The sequence below is a fragment of the Pseudomonas sp. GLN_2 genome, assembly GCF_043106005.1.
Taxonomy (GTDB): domain Bacteria; phylum Pseudomonadota; class Gammaproteobacteria; order Pseudomonadales; family Pseudomonadaceae; genus Aquipseudomonas; species Aquipseudomonas alloputida.
The window spans coordinates 22,286-40,624 of sequence record NZ_JBICMC010000096.1; the positions used below are offsets into that span (position 1 = coordinate 22,286).

Genomic DNA, 18,339 nt, shown 5'->3' on the forward strand with positions numbered 1-18,339 from the left:
GGCTGCCAAGCAGCCCCCTCGGTACTTCTATCAGCCCTTGCGGGTCAGCAGCGCCGGGCGCTCACCGCGTGGGCGGCTTGGCAGGTCATCCAGTTGCTCAGGCGTCGGGAAGCGGTCCAGTTTGGACTCCTTGCGAATGATCACTGGCTGTTTTTCCGGCTGACGCGGGTTGCGCACGGCCGGCTCTTGCCGGGCAGCATCGTCACGCGCAGGGCGACCACGGCCACCGCCGCCATCACGACGGGCACCGCCACCGTTGTTGGCGCGGGGCGGGCGTTTTTCTCCGCCACCACTGCGTGGCTGGCCGCCATTGCGGGCTTGGCCCTGGCCGCCAGCGTTGCTGCGTTGGCCATTGCCTTGCCCCTGACCTTGGCCAGCACCACCTGGGCGGCGGTTGCGGCCCTGGTTCTTGCCCTGGTACGGACTGACATAGTCGGCGCGGTTACCGAAGTTATCGACTTCATCGTCCAGGAACTCTTCCGGGTCGCGGTCTGCTGGCGGTTTCGGCACGCCGTTATTGCTGGCCTGCTGTGGGCGTGGCTTCTTGTCACGCGGCTTGCGCGGCTGCTGCTTGTCGCCGCTCTTTTCCTTGTCGTCCGGCTTGGCCGCAGCTTGCTGCCTGGCTTTGCCTTTGTCCTTGCCTTTGTCCTTGCGCCCGCCGTTGCTGTCTTTGGCACCTTCGCCGCGGGCTTGCTGGCTGCGGCCTCCGCGGCCGTTGTTTTGCGGGCGCTCGCGTGTTTCAGGCTTCTCGGCTTCGACCTGGCTGGCGTCGAAGCCCATCAGGTCGCCATCCGCGATGCGCTGCTTGGTCACCCGCTCGATGCTCTTGAGCAGCTTTTCTTCATCTGGCGCGACCAGGGAAATAGCTTCGCCCGAACGACCGGCACGGCCGGTACGGCCAATGCGATGGACGTAGTCTTCCTCGACATTCGGCAGCTCGAAGTTGACAACGTGGGGCAACTGGTCGATGTCCAGGCCGCGGGCAGCGATGTCGGTGGCGACCAGTACGCGCACGCTGTTGGCCTTGAAATCGGCCAAAGCCTTGGTGCGGGCGTTCTGGCTCTTGTTGCCGTGGATCGCGGCGGCGGTCAGGCCTTGCTTCTCCAGGTACTCGGCCAGGCGGTTGGCACCGTGCTTGGTTCGGGTGAACACCAACACCTGTTCCCAGGCGCCCAAGGTGATCAGGTGCGCCAGCAGGGCACGCTTGTGGCTGGCAGGCAGCCGGTACACACGCTGCTCGATACGCTCGACGGTGGTGTTCGGCGGGGTGACCTCGATACGCTCCGGGTTGTGCAGGAGCTTGTCGGCGAGGTCGGTGATGTCCTTGGAGAAGGTGGCCGAGAAGAGCAGGTTCTGCCGCTTGGCCGGCAGGCGGGCGAGCACCTTCTTGACGTCGTGGATGAAGCCCATGTCGAGCATGCGATCGGCTTCATCAAGTACCAGGATTTCCACGTGGGCCAGGTCGACCTTGCCTTGGCCGGCCAGATCCAGCAGGCGGCCTGGGCAGGCGACCAGCACATCAACGCCTTTGGCAATGGCCTGGATCTGCGGGTTCATGCCAACGCCGCCGAAGATGCAGGCGCTGACCAGTGGCAGGTCACGGGCATAGACCTTGAAACTGTCATGCACCTGGGCTGCCAGTTCGCGGGTCGGTGTCAGGACCAGGACGCGAGGCTGGCGCGGGCCATGGCGCTGCGATTTGTCGGGATGGCCGGCCGGGAACAGGCGCTCGAGAATCGGCAGGGCGAAGCCGCCGGTTTTACCCGTACCTGTCTGTGCGGCAACCATCAGGTCGCGGCCTTGCAACACGGCGGGAATGGCCCGCTGTTGCACGGGGGTCGGCTGGGTGTAGCCCGCAGCCTCGATAGCGCGGACAAGAGCCTCGGAGAGACCGAGGGAAGCAAAGGACATGGGCGATCCTGTTCTCGTGTGGGCTGGGCCCGTTGGGATGTTCTGCCTGGCGCGACGGGCATCGGTGAAATGCGATCGCGTCCGGTCCAGCTGGGCTTTCACTGCACATCCGGGAAACGGAGGCTGGACGCGAAGGGGCGTCGGTACCGATCGGGATGCCTGTTGCGAGGCCGAGCGTCCGGGCGTGAGCCGGGCGGGAAGGCCCGAGTATAACAGAGCTATCGCGCTGTGCTGCTTTCCTGCTGCTCAACGGCGTTGAGAATGTTTCCAGTGTCGCTTGCATAGCGGTTGCTGATCGCTGCATAGGCCGGTTCCTGCTTGAACCGCTGCAGCTCTTCGGCAAAGGCCACGGCCAGTGCCTCGCGCCCAGGCTTGCGCACCAGGCCCAAATACTGCGCCTGGCGGCTGACTACCAGCGGCAGTTCTTCGACTTGCTGTTGCAGGCCAAGCTGGCGGAGCAGGTAATGCCCGACCCTGCGGTCGGTGATCGCCAGGTCGATACGGCCCAGCACCAGCTTGCCGAAGTTGGCTTCGTGGGTGGGTGCGGCTTCGCGCTTGAAGTGCGGGGCCTCGGTGAACGCTATACCGTAGGCGTAGCCGGGCGATGTGCCGACGGTGAGGCCGGCGAGGTCGTCCAGGTGGGTGACGGCATGGCGGCGCGAGCGGCTTTGGAACAGGACGAATTCGACTTCCGACATGGGTTCGGAGCCATACACCATGTAGGGTTGGCGCGCGTCCGTCTGGAAGATGTCGAGAATGCCATCGGCCAGGCCCTGCTCAGCCATCGCCAAGCAGCGCTTCCAAGGCAGGAATTGCCACTCCACCTCGACGCCAAGGCGTGCGAAGACCTGGCTGGCGACTTCGTAGTCGATGCCGCGCGGTTGGCCGTTGTGCTGAAATACATAAGGTGCCCAATCGTCGGTTACCAGGCGCAAGCGTTCGCCCAGAGCCAACGGGCTCAGGCAAACGAGCAGGAGGGTCCAGAACAGACGGGCGATATGTGGCATGGCCGGAGATTACGCGCTCGGCCGGTGTACGGTAAAGGCATGCACGATTGTTGTGGGAGCGGGCGTGCCCGCGAACACCGGCGAAGCCGGTAGCAACGATCGGGTTGCCCTCTTCGCGGGCTCATCAGGCTTGAGTGGTTCGCAGCAGATGCGCCTCGATATCCTTGCGCCGCTCGCCCAGCGATAGCCGTAGCCCCGGATGGCGCAGGCACTGACGCAGCCGCTCGGGCTCCATGTAGCCGTAGCGGTCATTGAGGTTTTCCAGGGCCTTGTCCCACCAGGCGGACGCGCAGGCGCGGTCAAACTCATTGGGGTAGGGGTAGCAGCCATAGAGCAATTCGCGGGCGAACTGGCGCTCGTGACTGGGCAGGGTCAGGCTCAACGCCTTGTAACCCAGACGGTGCAGGGTGGGTGGCCGCGGCAGTTGGTCGTTGACCCGCGCAACGTCGGCCAGGGCCGAGGGGCTGAGTGGGTCGTGGTCGTGCTTGCGCAGCCAGGCCTGGATCTTGGCGCGGAACTGCGCCTTCCGGCTCCAGTAGTGATGGATGACATCGGTACACTCGGCCAGCTCCAGGTTGCGGTAGGCCGCCACTGCCAGGCAGAACTCCTCAAGGGTATAGGCCTCGCGAGCCAAGGGGTAGAATTCGTCCATCATGGCGATGGAGCGGTCCAGGGTGTCGCAGTTCTCGGCAGTGAGGCCGATAACGCCGGAATTGATGAGCGGCATCTGGCAGTCGGCCAGTCCCCGGGACTCGAGAAGGGTCAGCAGGTTCTTGTACAACAGGCACTTCTGGTCAGCGCCGTAGCGTGTGCCGATAGCGTTGCACAGCAGGCGGTTGGGCGCTACACGGGCGAACAGATGCAACGGCGAAGTGCGGAAGAAGGTGTCTGTGTCGATCAGCACTGCCAGCGGGTGTTGCTGCAGTACCTGGCGCAACAGCACATGCTTGCTGCGAAAGTGATAACCGTGCGGGGCATTCCATGCCTGGCGCGTGGCCTCGTCCAGCAGGTGGACGGTGACGGGCAGCCTGGCGTAGGGCTGCGCATTGTCGGTGTAGACCTGGATGTCCATGGCCTCGCCGGCTGCGCTGCCCAACTGGGCGAGGGCGCTGACGATGCTGAAGCAGGCTTCCTGATGGTAGGTTGCCGGGCCAAAAGCCAGGTATACAAGCTGTGGGCGCGAAGGTTGGGTGTGCTGCATGGCAGGCAAGACCTGTTTAACCCGAAAATGAATAAGGCTTTAGTCTATGACCAAAGCCTTAATCATTTCTTAAGCAGACTTTGCCAAAAGATTTCAGCGCGGCAGCTTCAGGTTGTTCCAGATCGCCAGGCTCGGTTCAGCCTGGTTCAAGGTATAGAAGTGCAGGCCCGGCGCGCCGCCTTGCAACAGCTGTTCGCACATGCGGGTAATCACTTCTTCGCCGAAGGCCTGGATGCTGGCAGTGTCGTCGGCATAGGCTTCCAGCTGCTTGCGGATCCAGCGCGGGATCTCGGCGCCACAGGCATCGGAGAAGCGGGCCAGCTTGCTGTAGTTGGTGATCGGCATGATGCCCGGTACCACCGGAATGTCCACGCCCAGCTTCTGTGCACGCTCGACGAAGTAGAAGTAGCTGTCGGCGTTGAAGAAGTACTGGGTGATGGCGCTGTCGGCACCAGCCTTGACCTTGTGCACAAAGTTGGCCAGATCCGCCTCGAAGTTGCGCGCCTGCGGGTGCATTTCCGGGTAGGCAGCCACTTCCAGGTGGAAGTGATCAGCGGTTTCCTGGCGGATGAACTCGACCAGGTCACTGGCATAGCGCAGTTCACCACTGGCCATGCCCATGCCCGACGGCAGGTCACCGCGCAGCGCGACGATGCGTTTGATGCCGGCGGCCTTGTACTCGGCCAGCAGGGCGCGCAACTCGGCCTTGGTGTCGCCCACGCACGACAGGTGCGGCGCGGCAGGTATCTTCACTTCGCTTTCCAGCTGCAGCACGGTATTGAGCGTGCGGTCGCGGGTCGAGCCGCCGGCACCGTAGGTGCAGGAGAAGAAGTCCGGGTTATAGGTGGCCAGCTGGCGGGCGACGCCCATCAGCTTTTCGTGACCGGCGTCGGTCTTGGTCGGGAAGAACTCGAAACTGTAGCGGCGTTCTTGTGACATCAGGCGTTCCTCTGGCAACAAGCGTCTGGCGGCAAGCTGCAAGTAAAAGCCAGATCGGTGATGGCCGGTCTGGCTTGGGCGTCGTTCAAGATCTGTGTTTCCGGAGCTGCAAGTGGCAACGGCACGGTATGCCTTTGCTTGCCACTTGCAGCTTCAAGCTTGCCGCTTAGTAGCGGTAGGCGTGCGGCTTGAACGGGCCTTCGACGGTCACGCCGATGTAGTCGGCTTGCTGCTTGGTCAGCTGGGTGACCACGCCGCCGAAGCCGCGGACCATTTCCAGGGCCACTTCTTCGTCGAGTTTCTTCGGCAGCACTTCAACGGTCAGGCGCTCGGCTTTCTTTTCGGCCGGCAGGTCAGCGAACTTCTGCTCGAACAGGAAGATCTGTGCCAGAACCTGGTTGGCGAACGAGCCGTCCATGATGCGGCTTGGGTGGCCAGTGGCGTTGCCCAGGTTGACCAGGCGGCCTTCGGCCAGCAGGATCAGGTAGTCGTCGTTCTGCGGGTCGAAGCTGCCAGCGCCGGTACGGTGGACCTTGTGAACCTGCGGCTTGACCTCTTCCCAGGCCCAGTTCTTGCGCATGAAGGCGGTGTCGATCTCGTTGTCGAAGTGGCCGATGTTGCAGACTACGGCACGCTTTTTCAGGGCCTTAAGCATGTTGGCGTCGCAGACGTTGACGTTACCGGTGGTGGTCACGATCAGGTCGATCTTGCCCAGCAGGGCCTTGTCGATGCTGGCTTCGGTGCCGTCGTTGATACCGTCGATGAACGGCGAGACCAGCTCGAAGCCGTCCATGCAGGCCTGCATGGCGCAGATCGGGTCAACTTCGGAGACCTTGACGATCATGCCTTCCTGACGCAGGGACTGGGCCGAGCCCTTGCCCACGTCACCGTAGCCGATCACCAGGGCCTGCTTGCCCGACAGCAGGTGGTCGGTACCACGCTTGATGGCATCGTTCAGGCTGTGACGGCAGCCGTACTTGTTGTCGTTCTTGCTCTTGGTGACCGAGTCGTTGACGTTGATCGCCGGGACTTTCAGCTCGCCCTTGGCCAGCATGTCCAGCAGGCGGTGTACGCCGGTGGTGGTCTCTTCGGTCACGCCGTGCACACGGTCCAGTACCTGCGGGTACTTCTTGTGCAGCAGTTCGGTCAGGTCACCACCGTCGTCGAGGATCATGTTGGCGTCCCATGGCTGGCCATCTTTCAGGATGGTCTGCTCCAGGCACCACTCGTACTCTTCTTCGGTTTCACCTTTCCAGGCGAACACCGGGATACCGGCGGCGGCGATCGAGGCGGCGGCCTGGTCTTGAGTCGAGAAGATGTTGCAGGACGACCAGCGCACTTCGGCACCCAGGGCAACCAGGGTTTCGATCAGCACGGCGGTCTGGATGGTCATGTGGATGCAGCCCAGGATCTTCGCACCCTTGAGCGGTTGCTCGGCCAGGTACTTGCGACGCAGGCCCATCAGCGCAGGCATTTCCGATTCGGCAATGATGGTTTCGCGACGGCCCCAGGCGGCCAGGGAGATGTCGGCGACTTTGTAATCGGTAAAACCAGCAGGCATGTTTGCAGCGCTCATGAGAGCCTCCATTCGTAATGTGCGAATGGGCGCCGTTGTGCGTTAAGCGCTCGCGGGAGCGAGCAACGCCCCATCCGAGCCTGACAGGCCTAGCCTGCTGCAGCGCCCCTCGGACAGGTGGCGGGCATGGCACCGCTGTGGGCAACCATGTAAAACGGCGCAGATTATAGCTGCCCCCGCCGGCTTGCCCAAGGTTTTCCGTCGATTAATCGCGACGATAGTCGATGTTCAATGGAGCGAAGGCAGCCGCTCTGCCATCATTGCTACACGTTAGCCAAGCAGGTCAGGAGTACAGATGAACTTTCACACCCGCAAGTGGGTTAAACCCGAAGACCTCAACCCCAATGGCACCCTGTTCGGTGGCAGCCTGTTGCGCTGGATCGATGAAGAGGCGGCGATCTACGCCATCGTCCAGTTGGGCAACCAGCGTGTGGTGACCAAGTACATGTCGGAAATCAACTTCGTCAGTGCTTCGCGTCAGGGTGACATCATCGAGCTGGGCATCACCGCTACCGCGTTCGGCCGCACCTCGATCACCCTCAAGTGCGAAGTGCGTAACAAGATCACCCGCAAGAGCATTCTGACTGTCGACAAGATGGTGTTCGTCAACCTGGGTGAGGATGGCTTGCCGGCAGCCCATGGGCGCACCGAGATCAAGTATGTGCAGGACCAGTTCCCGGATTCGGCAGTCGAATAGATTCTGGTTGCCTGTGCCGGCCTCTTCGCGGGTGAACCCACTCCTACAGGGGTACGCGAACCTGTAGGAGCGGGTTTACCCGCGAATGGGCCGCAAAGCGGCCCCGGCATTCTCAAGGCTGGGCGCTGACCTTGCGCACCACGCGCCCAATGCTCAACCCCTGCACCAGAATCGACGACAACACCACGATGTAGGTGATCGACAGCAGCAGGTCCCGTTCCTCGCCCAGCGGTAGCGACAGTGCAAGTGCCACCGACACGCCACCGCGCAGGCCACCCCAAGTCAGCACCCGCACCGTGCCTTTGGGCACCGGGCGCCAGCGCCGCAGCAGCACGATCGCCGGGGCCACCGTCAGCAGGCGCGACAGCAGCACGGCCAGCGCCAGCACGCCGCCGGCCGCCAGGTGCATCCAGTTGAACGGCAGCAGCAACAGCTCCAGGCCGATCAATGCGAACAGCAGCGCATTGAGCATGTCGTCGATCAGCTCCCAGAAACCGTCCATGTAACGGCGGGTCATGTCATTCATCGCCAGGTTGCGCCCCAGGTTGCCGATGATCAGGCCGGCCACCACCATGGCGATCGGTGCCGACACATGCAGTTCGTAGCACATCGCCGAACCACCGATTACCAACGCCAGGGTCAGCATGACTTCCACCTGGTACTGCTCGACGCTCTTGATCATGCGGTAGGTGGCGTAGCCGATCAGGCCGCCGAACACCACACCGCCAATGGCCTCGCGGGCGAACAGGATCGCCGTGTCGGTCATGCTCGGTGTTTCACCCAGCTGGATGATGCCCAGCAACACGGTGAATACCACGACTGCCGTGCCGTCGTTGAACAGTGACTCGCCGACGATGGTGGTTTTAAGCGGTTTGGGCGCATTGGCAGTACGCAGCGCGCCAAGCACGGCAATCGGGTCGGTTGGTGAGATCAGTGCACCGAACAGCAGGCAGTAGATCAGGGGGACCTGCCAGCCGAACAGGGCAAACACCCAATGCGCCAGGTAGCCGATGACCACGGTGGCGATCAGCACGCCCAAGGTGGCCAGCAGGCCGATCGGCCAGCGGTAGCTGCGCAGGTCGCTGAGGTTGACGTGCAGGGCGCCGGCAAACAGCAGGAACGCCAGCATCCAGTGCATGAGCAGGTCGTTGAAGTCGATCTGGTTCATCAGCCCTTCGACGCGTTCTTCCAGGCCAGGGAAGCCGATAAGGCTCAGGCCCTGCAACATCAGGGAAAACAGCAGCGCCGTGACCATCACGCCGATGGCGGGGGGCAGGCCGATGAAACGGTAGTTCACATAGGTCAGAAGTGTGGTGAGGCAGATAAACGCGGCAACTAATTCAAGCATCCCGAATCCTGTAACAGTGGCTTCCAAGTCGTTACCCGAGTGACTCGGGCAGTTCTTTGATGACCTGGCACGGGGTTCGGGGCACAGGGTTTGACCGAATTAGTCCAAATCGTTCCCGTGACAGTCTGCACTGGTTACCCTGTGGGAGCGGGCGTGCCCGCGAACACCGGCAAAGCCGGTGCCATACACCGAGTTGCATTCTTCGCGGGCATGCCCGCTCCCACAAAGCTCCCCTGAACGCTATATATTCACAGCCATGAAAAGCCATAAGGACAAGAAGGCGTGTTGGCAACATCTCTGGTGCTGGTTGCCGCCCTGCTGCATGCAACCTGGAATACCCTGATCAAATTCAGCGGCGAGCGCTTGCTGGTCATCGCCAGCATGGACACGGTGGCGCTGGCCTTCGCGGTGCTGGCGGTGCCCTTCGTGGATGTTCCGCCTGCTGAGATTTGGCCTTGGTTGGTTGCTTCGGCACTGGCTGAGCAGTTGTACCGTTATTTGCTGATCCAGGCCTATCGCGTGGGCGACCTGGGGCTGGTCTATCCTCTGATGCGCGGGCTCTCACCGTTGGTGGTGCTGGGGCTGACCCTGGCCTTTGCCGGGGAATCGCTGAGCCAGCAGCAGATCATCGGTATCCTGCTGATCCCCTGTGGCATGGCCTGTCTGTTGTGGCAGGGCGGCGGCGGTGACCGGCTACCATGGTCGATGCTGCCGGTGGTTGCCTTGATTGGCCTGTGCATTGGTTGCTACACCTGGTTCGACGGGCAGGCCGTGCGCCTGTGGGGCAAACCGTGGGATTACCTGGTCTGGCTGACCCTGCTCAGCGCCTGGCAATTCCCGTTGTTGGCGAGCGTAGCGCGGCGGGCGCCATTCGTACTGTTCTGGCGAACCCAATGGCGCCTTGGGTTGGCGGTAGGGTTCTGCGTATTGTTCAGCTATGCCCTGGTGCTGTGGGCCATGCACCTGGGGTCTGTGGCCGAAGCGGCGGCACTGCGGGAATTGAGCGTGATCCTGGTGGTGCTGCTGGGTATGCGCTACCTCAAAGAACCTTTTGGCGGGCCGAGACTCCTAGCTTGCGGGCTGGTATTGGCCGGCATGCTGGTAATGAAGCTTTGACCTGAAGACTGAACAAGGAGTCCTGTCCATGACTGTTGCCCTGTGGTGCATCCTGATTGCCCTGCTGTTGAACCCGCTTTGTGCCTTGATCGCCAAGGCGAGCAGTGGCCGCTTCGGCCTCAAGGACAATCACGATCCGCGAGCCTTCCTCGATACCTTGTCGGGCCTGCCACGGCGTGCCCATGCTGCGCAGCAGAATGGCTACGAAGCGTTTCCGGCATTTGCTGCGGCGGTGCTTGTGGCGGATATCGTCGGCAATGCCGAGCAGGTGACCCAGGATGTACTGGGGGTGATGTATATCACCAGCCGCTTGCTTTACATCATCTGCTACCTGGCCGACTGGGCTGCCTTGCGGTCGCTGGTGTGGCTTGCCGGCTTGGCACTGATCGTGTCGTTCTTCGTGGTTTCCATCTGAAACCGAGTGGCCTTCTTCGCGGGCAGCTCCCGCGAAGAAGGCAGCAACGGTCAAGGTACCTTGGGCACCTCAGGCAGTGGCTGGCCCTTGGGCCACAGCATCCAGATCTGCCCTTGCTGCTTCATGTTCCCGGCCAGTTCGCCGGCTTCTGGCCCTGTGCCCCAGAACAGGTCGGCGCGCACTTCGCCGGTAATCGCCCCGCCGGTGTCCTGCGCGCCAACCGGTCGTACCACCGGCGAGCCGTCCGGGCGTGTGGTAGACAGCCACAACAAGCTGCCCAGGGGAATCACCTTGCGGTCGATGGCCACGCTGTAGCCGGCGGTAAGCGGTACGTTCAGCGAGCCGCGCGGGCCTTCGTTGCTGTCCGGGCGGGTGCTGAAGAATACGTAGCTGGGGTTGCTGGCCAGCAGCTCTGGTACGCGCTGCGGGTTGGCCTGGGCCCAGGCGTGAATGGCGCCCATGCTCACGTCTTCTTTTTTCAGCTGACCCTGCTCCACCAGCCAGCGGCCGATCGGCCGATAGGGGTGGCCGTTCTGGTCGGCGTAGCCCAGGCGCAGTTGACGGCCGTCTTCCAGTTGCACCCGGCCAGAACCCTGGATCTGCAGAAATTGCAGGTCCATCGGGTCGGTCAGCCAGGCCAGCACCGGTGCCTTGACGCCGTTACGGTTGATGACCTCGGCCGTGTCGTAGGGCTTGAGCACCCGACCCTCCAGACGGCCGCGCAGGCGTTTGCCCTTCAGTTCGGGGTACACGCTGGCCAGATCGACCACGATCATGTCATCAGGGATGCCGTAAACCGCCACATGGTTGGTTGCCGATTGGCTCAGGCTGCCAGGGTAGACCGGCTCGTAGTAGCCGGTAATCAGGCCGTTGGCATTGTTCTCTGCAGAGCGCAGGCCGTACACCTGCAGGTTCTGTTCAAGGAAGGTTCGCACTTGGGCGGCGCTGGCTGTGGCGCTGCCGGCCGCTTCGCAGGTGGCGGCCCACACTGGGTCGCGCTTGAGTTTTTCGCAGCCGTTGCGCCATGCATAAAAGCCGGCCAGCAGGTCTTCATCGCTGACTGCCGGCAAGTCTTTCCAAGTGGCCGGGGCATAGGTGGCGACAGCGTGGGGCTCGGGCTTGGCGCTCTCGCCGCCGTTGCAGCCGGCCAGCAAAGCCAGCACCGGCAGGGTCCAGGCCAGGTGGCGCAGGGCAGATTTCATGTGTGCATTCCTGTCATGAGCGAACATGAAGGTTCGCCCCTGTCTTTTATGTGGCTATTGGTGTTTGGCCCCGTGGCAGCGATACTGGCCGCCCATTTGCGTAGGCCGAAGTGAGCGTGATGTTGAAGCGATTGAGCGTTGTTATGCTGGCAGCACTTGCCCTGGGAGTGGCTCTGACGGGCTGTGACCGGGTTGACCCGAACTCGCCGCTGGGCAAACGCAAGGTGATCTTCAAGGACATGCTCAAGACCAGCGAAGACCTGGGTGGCATGCTGCGTGGCCGGTTGCCGTTCGACGGGGTGAAGTTTGCCGACGGTGCGCTGAAGCTGGACAGCCTGTCGCATCAGCCGTGGCAGCATTTTCCACAGGTGCGCGATGGTGGTGACAGCGCCGCCCGTGCCGAAGTGTGGGAGCGCCAGGCGCGGTTCCATGACCTGGCCCGGCAGCTTGAGGGCGTCACCGGCGAACTGGTCGATGTCACCCGCAATCAGCCACTGGATGCTGCGCAACTGAAGGCACCGATGGACAAGGTCGAGTCTGCGTGCAAGGCCTGTCATAGCGAATTTCGTAATCATTGAATGGCTGTGCTGTTCGCGCAAACCTTCGGGGCTTGTACAAATTCCTGTGGGAGCGGCCTTGTGTCGCGATAGGGCCGCTCAGCGGCCCCAGTATTTCAGCAAAAATGCATGCATAGCTGGAGCCGCCGCGCGGCCCTATCGCGACACAAGGCCGCTCCCACAAAGACCAGGCTTGCTGGCCAGATGCCTTAACGGTCGAGATCGTCGACCGCTTCCTGCAGCTCTTTACGCGAATCGGCCAGCTTGTCCTTGCGCTTGTTGATCTTCTCGGCGTCGCCTTTCTTCTCGGCCTTCTTCAAGTCCTTTTCCCGCTGCGCCACTTCGTGACGCGCATCGAGCACCTTCTGCTCACGTTCCTTGCGCAGGCTGGCGTCGGTGCAGTTGTCCACACCGCGCAGAGCTTCCTCCAGCCCTGCAACCTGGCCGCTGTTGCCGTGGTCACGGGCAATTTTCAGCTGGTTTTCGATGGCACTGCGCTTGGCGGCGCAACCGGTCAGCCCGGCATCCGGCTGGGCAGCCTGAGCAGTACCCGCAGCCAGGCCCAGTGTTGCGAGCAGGAAAAGAGTCGAAATACGTTTCATGAAAAGCCTCCTGAACGGGGCGGGGCAGCAAAAGTTGGGGGAAATCCTGCCTTGGTTTTGCCCATTTAGAAACCCTTGGTGAGGTTTTCTGCTCGAGTCTCAGGTTTTTCCTACGCACTATTTGGTAAAAAATCATTGCTCAATGCGCTGGGGTGGGGGCCGGAAACCTTCTATGCCGGTTTCAGCCAACTGTGCGGCGATGGCTTGCACCTCAGAGGCCGCGAAAAATTCCACAAGTTGGCGCGAGCGTTTTGCGCCGATGCCGGGCACAGTTTGCCATTGCCCGGCGCTGCGTGAAGCCAGCGCCTGCCAGTCGCCAGCCAGTGGCAAATGCTTGCCAATGGGCACGCCAAGGGCGCGCAGCCATTGATCGAAGGGGCGTGAGCGGGCTTCGTCGAAACTGCCCAGCAGGTGTGCCGCAGTGAGCCTGCTGATGCCGGGGGCCTGCTGCAGGCGCTCGGCATCGAGCTGCAGCCAATCGGTCATGGACGTTACCAGGCCAGCTTCGACCAGCCGACGCCATGTGCCGGGCCCGGTGCGCGGCAAGGCCAGGCCCTGTTTACCGCCAAGCCAGGTGAGTCGGGCAATGAACTGCTCATCACAGCCCTCGCTGGCTTGCCAGCAGCTGTGGGCATGATAGCGGTCGGGCGCAGGCGCGATGATCGCCTGGCGTTCGACCGTGCGATGCACCACTTGCTCCAGGCGTGGAATGGTCAGCCCGGCCAGGCTGATGGCCACCTGGTCGCCGGGGCGGATGTCGAGGGTGTGCCAGCGCGCCAGCGAACCCAGGCTTACCTGGGTAATCCGTCGGTCGTCCAGGGTGACCGGCAGCAAGTGCAACACGGGCGTGACCCTGCCGGTGCGGCCAACCCGAAAGCGCACGTCGCGTACTTCGGCCAAGGCTTGTGCATAGGGATACTTCCAGGCCGCGATCCAGTAGGGCGCCTTGGCCTGCCAGCGCTCGGCAGGTGGTCGGCTGCTCTGGCGCAGGATTACACCGTCGGTGGCGAAGGGCAGAGCAGAGCGATACCAGTGCTCGCGCCAGTGTGCTGCATCCTCCAGCGTGTTGATGGCGATGCTGTAGCGCTGGCTGTCCGGAAAACCCAGAAGTGCCAGGTGGGCGAGACGTTCGGCCTGTTGCTCGGGGCCGTGCGGCCAGCCCCATACGAACAGGCCGATAGCGTTGCCTTGTGCGCCAGTCAGTTGCTTGCGTGCGAGCAGCCCGGCCACGGTACCCCGGGCGTTGGCACTGCCTGCCTTGGCTTGCACATGTTCGCTCAGGCGCAGGTACAGCTCACCTTGCAAGTGCAGGTCGACCGCCTCAGGCAACTGCCGAGTGACAGCGTCGAGTTGCGGGATGTGTCGGCTCCAGTCATGGCCGTTTACGCCGTCCCCCCGGCTGGTCAGCTGCACCAATCGGCCCTGTTGGTAGGTGAGGGAAACGGCTACGCCGTCGACCTTGGGTTGTACCCACACGTCGGTCTTGCCGGCCATCCATCGCGCCACGGCCTGGCGGTCTGCCAGCTTGTCGACGCCGGTATGCGGTACGGGGTGGGGGACCGGGCCGCGAGCACTGGCCAGGGGGGAGGGGCTGGTGCCAACCGCGAAGCACTGCTGCAGGTGGTTCAGGCGCTCGCGGCTCTGGTCGTACAGTTCGTCGGCCACCAGGGCTATGCCCTGGCGATGGTAGTGCTCGTCCCATCGGGCAAGCGTGGCGCGCAGTTGCGCAACTTCGGCCTCGGCCTGTTGCGGCTTCCAGTCGGGGCATGAGGTGGCCCAGGCTTGGGGGGCGTTTAGCAACAGCAGCAGAGTTAGTAACAGCATCAACGGCATGGCCAGCATCCTTGCTTGGCGGGGTGAGCCCTCAGCGTAGGCGGTTAGTGCGGTGGATGAGGTACGAGTTTGTCAGGTGATATGTCCGAGGGGGCTGTCTTGGGAATAGAGGTGGCGCTCGATCTCACTGGCGCGGGAAAGGTTGTGGCGAACCCCTGGCAGACCAACCCCAATTTCAAGACATACGCGGATTTTTTATTTGGGCGTGACTGAGTGATGCAGGTGAAGTGATGGAAGTGGTTGGCGACGACCACGTCAATGCGTGAGCAGATCAGCGTCTGCCCCTTTCTCAGTCCGCTTAGGGAAACTCCGAACAAGCTGCTTTGAACGCGCAATGAGCGGCGTTATGACGCCGCCCGACTAATTTTCAGCCTTCAATCGCCTCAAAACCAAGGCTTTGCCCTGGCTCTTGCGCGCTACAGGCGCACCTCTCCTGCAGTGGTCAATAATTGCCGGCGCACCATCCACAGATTCGACAGCGCAAACAGCGTGGTCAGTTTCGCCGTGTTCTTGGCCAAGCCGCGAAAGCGAGTCTTTACATAGCTGAACTGGCATTTGATCACCCGGAACGGGCGCTGACTCATGGGATGGCGGGCTTGTAGAGGGCAGTTGGACGGAGGGCTATTTCAGCACAGGTCAGATGGTCTGTGCTGATTTGATCGGAGAATCCTTAGTCAATGTGATAATGGGCTGGGTCATCGTGGTTATCCTGGTTAAGTTTAAGTCCGCAAACTCAACGTTAGCCAAGAACCACGATGACCATCCTCTTTCGTCCGCAGGGCAGCCTTCGGACGGCCCTGTTACACCACTTTCCAGGACGCGATCTACAACATTTTAACTATTAGATGAATAGCGCGTACAGGTGGTTATCGATATCCTTGATGCGTAACATGACGTTATCTACTGACTTTGTTTTAAGAGCATTATATGCCTCTATTGCCACCTTTTGCATCACTGACCCCGTCACTTCAAAAGTATAACTTTTTTCATCTTTTCCGGTTGCAATAAGGAACATGGTATCTTCATAGCCGGCCCGGTTGTCGTTGTAAGCCACAAGGGTAAGTTCTACAGCATATACTAGCCATTCATTAGGCAAAATCAGATCAGATTTGTTCATGGTAATCTCCAGAGGTAGGAAGACTGCAGAAGTTTTTAGACTCTACGTGCCGAAAAAAATCACCACAACTAGCATTTTTATCAGGTGCCGGTACGCACACTTATAAGTTTCGTGTGGCCAACACGTCTTCCTGATCTTTGCGCTTACATGTGCCTGTCGCTTGTCCCATTTCTCGCTCAGCGTTGAAAAGAAGCGCTCGCCCCCATTCAGGATTTAAGCCGGCATTTGGGTTCAGAGGGCTGCGCACAATCGAAAAAAAAGCCCCTGCCGATCGCTCGGCAGGGGCTTTCGTCTGGCGCTGCAGGAGGCTTACAGGCCGGCAGCGTCACGCAGCGACTGGGCGCGGTCGGTGCGCTCCCAGGTGAAGGTGGTGAAGGTGTCGTCGCCGACAGTCTTCTGCTGCGGGGTGCGGCCGAAGTGGCCGTAGGCAGCGGTTTCCTGATACATCGGGTGCAGCAGGTCGAGCATGGTGGTGATGGCGTATGGACGCAGGTCGAAGCACTCACGCACCAGCTGGATGATCTTGTCGTCGGAGACCTTGCCGGTACCGAAGGTGTTGATCGAGATGGACGTCGGCTGGGCCACGCCGATGGCGTACGACACCTGGATCTCGCAACGCTCGGCCAGGCCGGCGGCGACGATGTTCTTGGCCACATAGCGGCCGGCGTAGGCGGCGGAGCGGTCGACCTTGGACGGATCCTTGCCGGAGAACGCGCCACCCCCGTGACGGGCCATGCCGCCGTAGGAGTCGACGATGATCTTGCGGCCGGTCAGGCCGCAGTCACCCACCGGGCCACCGATAATGAAGTTGCCGGTCGGGTTGATGTGGTACTGGGTGCCCTTGTGCAGCAGTTCGGCAGGCAGCGTGTGCTTGACGATCAGCTCCATCACGGCTTCTTGCAGGTCTTTCTGCGAAACCTCCGGATTGTGCTGGGTCGACAGCACCACGGCGTCGATACCGACCACTTTGCCGTTCTCGTAGCGGCAGGTGACCTGCGACTTGGCATCCGGGCGCAGCCATGGCAGCAGGCCGGACTTGCGCGCCTCGGCCTGGCGTTCTACCAGACGGTGCGAGAAGCAGATCGGTGCAGGCATCAGGACTTCGGTTTCGTTGCTGGCATAGCCGAACATCAGGCCCTGGTCACCGGCACCCTGGTCTTCCGGCTTGGAGCGGTCCACGCCCTGGGCGATGTCTACCGACTGTTTGCCGATGATGTTCATCACGGCGCAGGTGGCGCCGTCAAAGCCGACGTCGGAGCTGTTGTAGCCGATGTCGATGATGACTTTGCGCACCAGGTCTTCCAGGTCGACCCAGGCCGAAGTGGTGACTTCGCCGGCGATGATGGCGACACCGGTCTTGACCAGGGTTTCGCAGGCTACGCGGGCGTATTTGTCCTGAGCGATGATGGCATCAAGGACAGCGTCCGAAATCTGGTCGGCGATCTTGTCCGGATGCCCTTCGGACACGGACTCGGAGGTGAAAAGGGAGTATTCGCTCATCTCGAAGGTTCCTGAAATTTACCGATGGTGTATGTCGCCAGCCGTCCGCTGAAAATGGCGGACCTGGATCTGGAAACCGTTACGCAAGCCCACGTACAGGCTGTCCGCATGGGCCAGCCCGGCAGCGTTGGCCCAGCGCGCCAGGTCGTCCTGTTCGAAGCCCAGCCAGAGGTCGCCGCAGGCTTCGCGCGCCCACCCCTGGTCATGGCTGCACAGTTCGGTGACCAGCAGGCTGCCGCCTGCCTTCACCCGTTTGGCCAGCTGGCGCAAGGCCAGGGCCGGGTCGCTGAAATGGTGCAGCACCATGTTCAGCACAACGCAGTCGGCGGCCACATCCGTTGCACCCAGTGCATCGGCCAACTGCAGGTTCACGTTGTCGAGCCCTTCGCGCTGGCACACCTGGCGCGCAAGCTCGAGCATGGTAGGGCTGTTGTCCAGGGCGGTGACCTGGGCGAAGCGCCGGGCCAGGTCGGGCAGGAAGCCACCGTCGCCAGGCCCGACTTCCAGCGCGCTGGCGGCCGGGTCGAAATGCAGTTTGTCGAGCAGCGCCAGCAGGCTGTCGCGGTACTGCGGAAGGCCGGCGATCAGGTCCTGCTGGGCACGGAATTTCTCTTCCACGCGCAGGAAGAAGTCCTGACTGGTGGCCGCCCGGCGCTGCTGTACATGGGCTATGCGCGCCTGCACATCGGGCGGCAGGGCCAGGTCGTCGACTTCTTCGAGCAGCGCCGCGTGCAGCCGCCCCCCCAGGCGCAGGCCATCGGGCAGGGCACGGCGGTAGAAGATGGCGTTGCCTTCGCGGCGGGTTGCCACGAGGTCGGCCTGGGCCAGCACCTTGAGGTGATGGCTCATGCCCGACTGGCCGATGTCGAAGATCTGCGCCAGCTCCAGCACGCCGAACGAGTCATTGGCCAAGGCGCGCAATACGTTCAGGCGCAACGCATCGCCACTGGCTTTGCACAGGGCAGCCAATGTTTCGCGTTGCTCGGGGATCGATTGCGCGCGGAGGTTCATGGGGCGGCAGTCTAGACAGGCATCGATGCCCTAGCAAGGCCAATATCAAAAAGTTTTGATATTGGCGATGAGCTGCAAGCCGAAAGCCTCAAGTGACACGCTTTGGGGCGCCCCGAGTCGCGCTCAGCTTCTCCAGTTGCGGCTTAAAGCTGGCGCTTGGCGCTTAAATGTTTGCCCCAAGCGCCCCCAGTGGGCGAAAATGGCCGCCTTTTTCGTGACACCACCTATTCAAGCCCCCTAGGAGATCAGCGATGCCCAGCCGTCGTGAACGTGCCAACGCCATTCGTGCCCTCAGCATGGATGCCGT

The 18,339-nt window shown here is 62.0% G+C and carries 16 protein-coding genes, 1 pseudogene and 1 riboswitch; of the genes and pseudogenes, 4 read left to right on the forward strand and 13 right to left on the reverse strand.

Going from position 1 to position 18,339, the window contains the following annotated elements; translation table 11 throughout:
- Positions 1–30: 30 nt before the first annotated feature.
- The 5 genes from ACF8Q6_RS23990 to ahcY all read right to left on the reverse strand — a co-directional run bounded on the left by ACF8Q6_RS23990 (position 31) and on the right by ahcY (position 6,634).
- Positions 31–1,911: a DEAD/DEAH box helicase gene (locus ACF8Q6_RS23990; protein WP_392489604.1), complete on the reverse strand. Its 1,881-nt coding sequence runs from the start codon at positions 1,909–1,911 to the stop codon at positions 31–33.
- 218 nt (positions 1,912–2,129) lie between these two features.
- Complete coding sequence (locus tag ACF8Q6_RS23995; protein WP_392489603.1) at positions 2,130–2,918, reverse strand: substrate-binding periplasmic protein; 789 nt, start codon at positions 2,916–2,918, stop codon at positions 2,130–2,132.
- Positions 2,919–3,042: 124 nt separating this feature from the next.
- Complete coding sequence (locus ACF8Q6_RS24000) at positions 3,043–4,119, reverse strand: hypothetical protein (RefSeq protein ID WP_392493946.1); 1,077 nt, start codon at positions 4,117–4,119, stop codon at positions 3,043–3,045.
- 93 nt (positions 4,120–4,212) lie between these two features.
- Positions 4,213–5,058: a methylenetetrahydrofolate reductase [NAD(P)H] gene (gene metF, locus ACF8Q6_RS24005; protein WP_003249357.1), complete on the reverse strand. Its 846-nt coding sequence runs from the start codon at positions 5,056–5,058 to the stop codon at positions 4,213–4,215.
- 166 nt (positions 5,059–5,224) lie between these two features.
- Positions 5,225–6,634, reverse strand: coding sequence for an adenosylhomocysteinase (gene ahcY, locus ACF8Q6_RS24010; protein WP_012053902.1), 1,410 nt, complete (start codon positions 6,632–6,634; stop codon positions 5,225–5,227).
- Positions 6,635–6,654: 20 nt separating this feature from the next.
- Positions 6,655–6,751, reverse strand: a riboswitch (S-adenosyl-L-homocysteine riboswitch).
- 178 nt (positions 6,752–6,929) lie between these two features.
- Between ahcY and ACF8Q6_RS24015 the strand changes: the two genes are divergently transcribed.
- Positions 6,930–7,331: an acyl-CoA thioesterase gene (locus ACF8Q6_RS24015; RefSeq protein ID WP_003249362.1), complete on the forward strand. Its 402-nt coding sequence runs from the start codon at positions 6,930–6,932 to the stop codon at positions 7,329–7,331.
- A 112-nt stretch (positions 7,332–7,443) separates the two neighbouring features.
- Here the strand turns inward: ACF8Q6_RS24015 and ACF8Q6_RS24020 are convergent, their stop codons facing one another.
- Positions 7,444–8,679: a sodium:proton antiporter gene (locus ACF8Q6_RS24020; RefSeq protein ID WP_012053901.1), complete on the reverse strand. Its 1,236-nt coding sequence runs from the start codon at positions 8,677–8,679 to the stop codon at positions 7,444–7,446.
- A 282-nt stretch (positions 8,680–8,961) separates the two neighbouring features.
- Between ACF8Q6_RS24020 and ACF8Q6_RS24025 the strand changes: the two genes are divergently transcribed.
- Complete coding sequence (locus ACF8Q6_RS24025) at positions 8,962–9,795, forward strand: EamA family transporter (protein WP_003249366.1); 834 nt, start codon at positions 8,962–8,964, stop codon at positions 9,793–9,795.
- A 28-nt stretch (positions 9,796–9,823) separates the two neighbouring features.
- Positions 9,824–10,210 carry an MAPEG family protein gene (locus tag ACF8Q6_RS24030; RefSeq protein ID WP_003249368.1) on the forward strand — a complete coding sequence of 129 codons (387 nt, stop codon included), beginning with the start codon at positions 9,824–9,826 and terminating at the stop codon, positions 10,208–10,210.
- 50 nt (positions 10,211–10,260) lie between these two features.
- On the opposite strand, the gene ACF8Q6_RS24035 is transcribed toward ACF8Q6_RS24030, so the two are convergent.
- Positions 10,261–11,412, reverse strand: a complete 1,152-nt coding sequence (locus ACF8Q6_RS24035) for a murein transglycosylase A (RefSeq protein WP_070095393.1) — start codon at positions 11,410–11,412, stop codon at positions 10,261–10,263.
- 119 nt (positions 11,413–11,531) lie between these two features.
- Between ACF8Q6_RS24035 and ACF8Q6_RS24040 the strand changes: the two genes are divergently transcribed.
- Entirely contained in the window at positions 11,532–11,990 is a 459-nt protein-coding gene (locus ACF8Q6_RS24040; protein ID WP_392491188.1) for a c-type cytochrome, read from the forward strand.
- A 188-nt stretch (positions 11,991–12,178) separates the two neighbouring features.
- On the opposite strand, the gene ACF8Q6_RS24045 is transcribed toward ACF8Q6_RS24040, so the two are convergent.
- From ACF8Q6_RS24045 to ACF8Q6_RS24070, 6 genes and pseudogenes are all read right to left on the reverse strand, one after another.
- Entirely contained in the window at positions 12,179–12,571 is a 393-nt protein-coding gene (locus ACF8Q6_RS24045; RefSeq protein WP_012053898.1) for a DUF1090 domain-containing protein, read from the reverse strand.
- Between the two features lie 132 nt (positions 12,572–12,703).
- On the reverse strand, positions 12,704–14,404 hold the full coding sequence (ligB, locus tag ACF8Q6_RS24050) for an NAD-dependent DNA ligase LigB (protein ID WP_392493041.1): 1,701 nt from the start codon (positions 14,402–14,404) through the stop codon (positions 12,704–12,706).
- Positions 14,405–14,820: 416 nt separating this feature from the next.
- Positions 14,821–14,982, reverse strand: a pseudogene (locus tag ACF8Q6_RS24055) (IS5/IS1182 family transposase); the annotation flags it as partial.
- A 263-nt stretch (positions 14,983–15,245) separates the two neighbouring features.
- A complete protein-coding gene (locus ACF8Q6_RS24060) occupies positions 15,246–15,521 on the reverse strand; it encodes a hypothetical protein (RefSeq protein WP_392493042.1) in 276 nt (91 codons plus the stop codon).
- A gap of 309 nt (positions 15,522–15,830) precedes the next feature.
- Positions 15,831–17,021: a methionine adenosyltransferase gene (gene metK, locus ACF8Q6_RS24065; protein WP_003249375.1), complete on the reverse strand. Its 1,191-nt coding sequence runs from the start codon at positions 17,019–17,021 to the stop codon at positions 15,831–15,833.
- Between the two features lie 18 nt (positions 17,022–17,039).
- Positions 17,040–18,032, reverse strand: coding sequence for a metalloregulator ArsR/SmtB family transcription factor (locus tag ACF8Q6_RS24070; protein ID WP_003249377.1), 993 nt, complete (start codon positions 18,030–18,032; stop codon positions 17,040–17,042).
- Between the last annotated feature and the right edge of the window lie 307 nt (positions 18,033–18,339).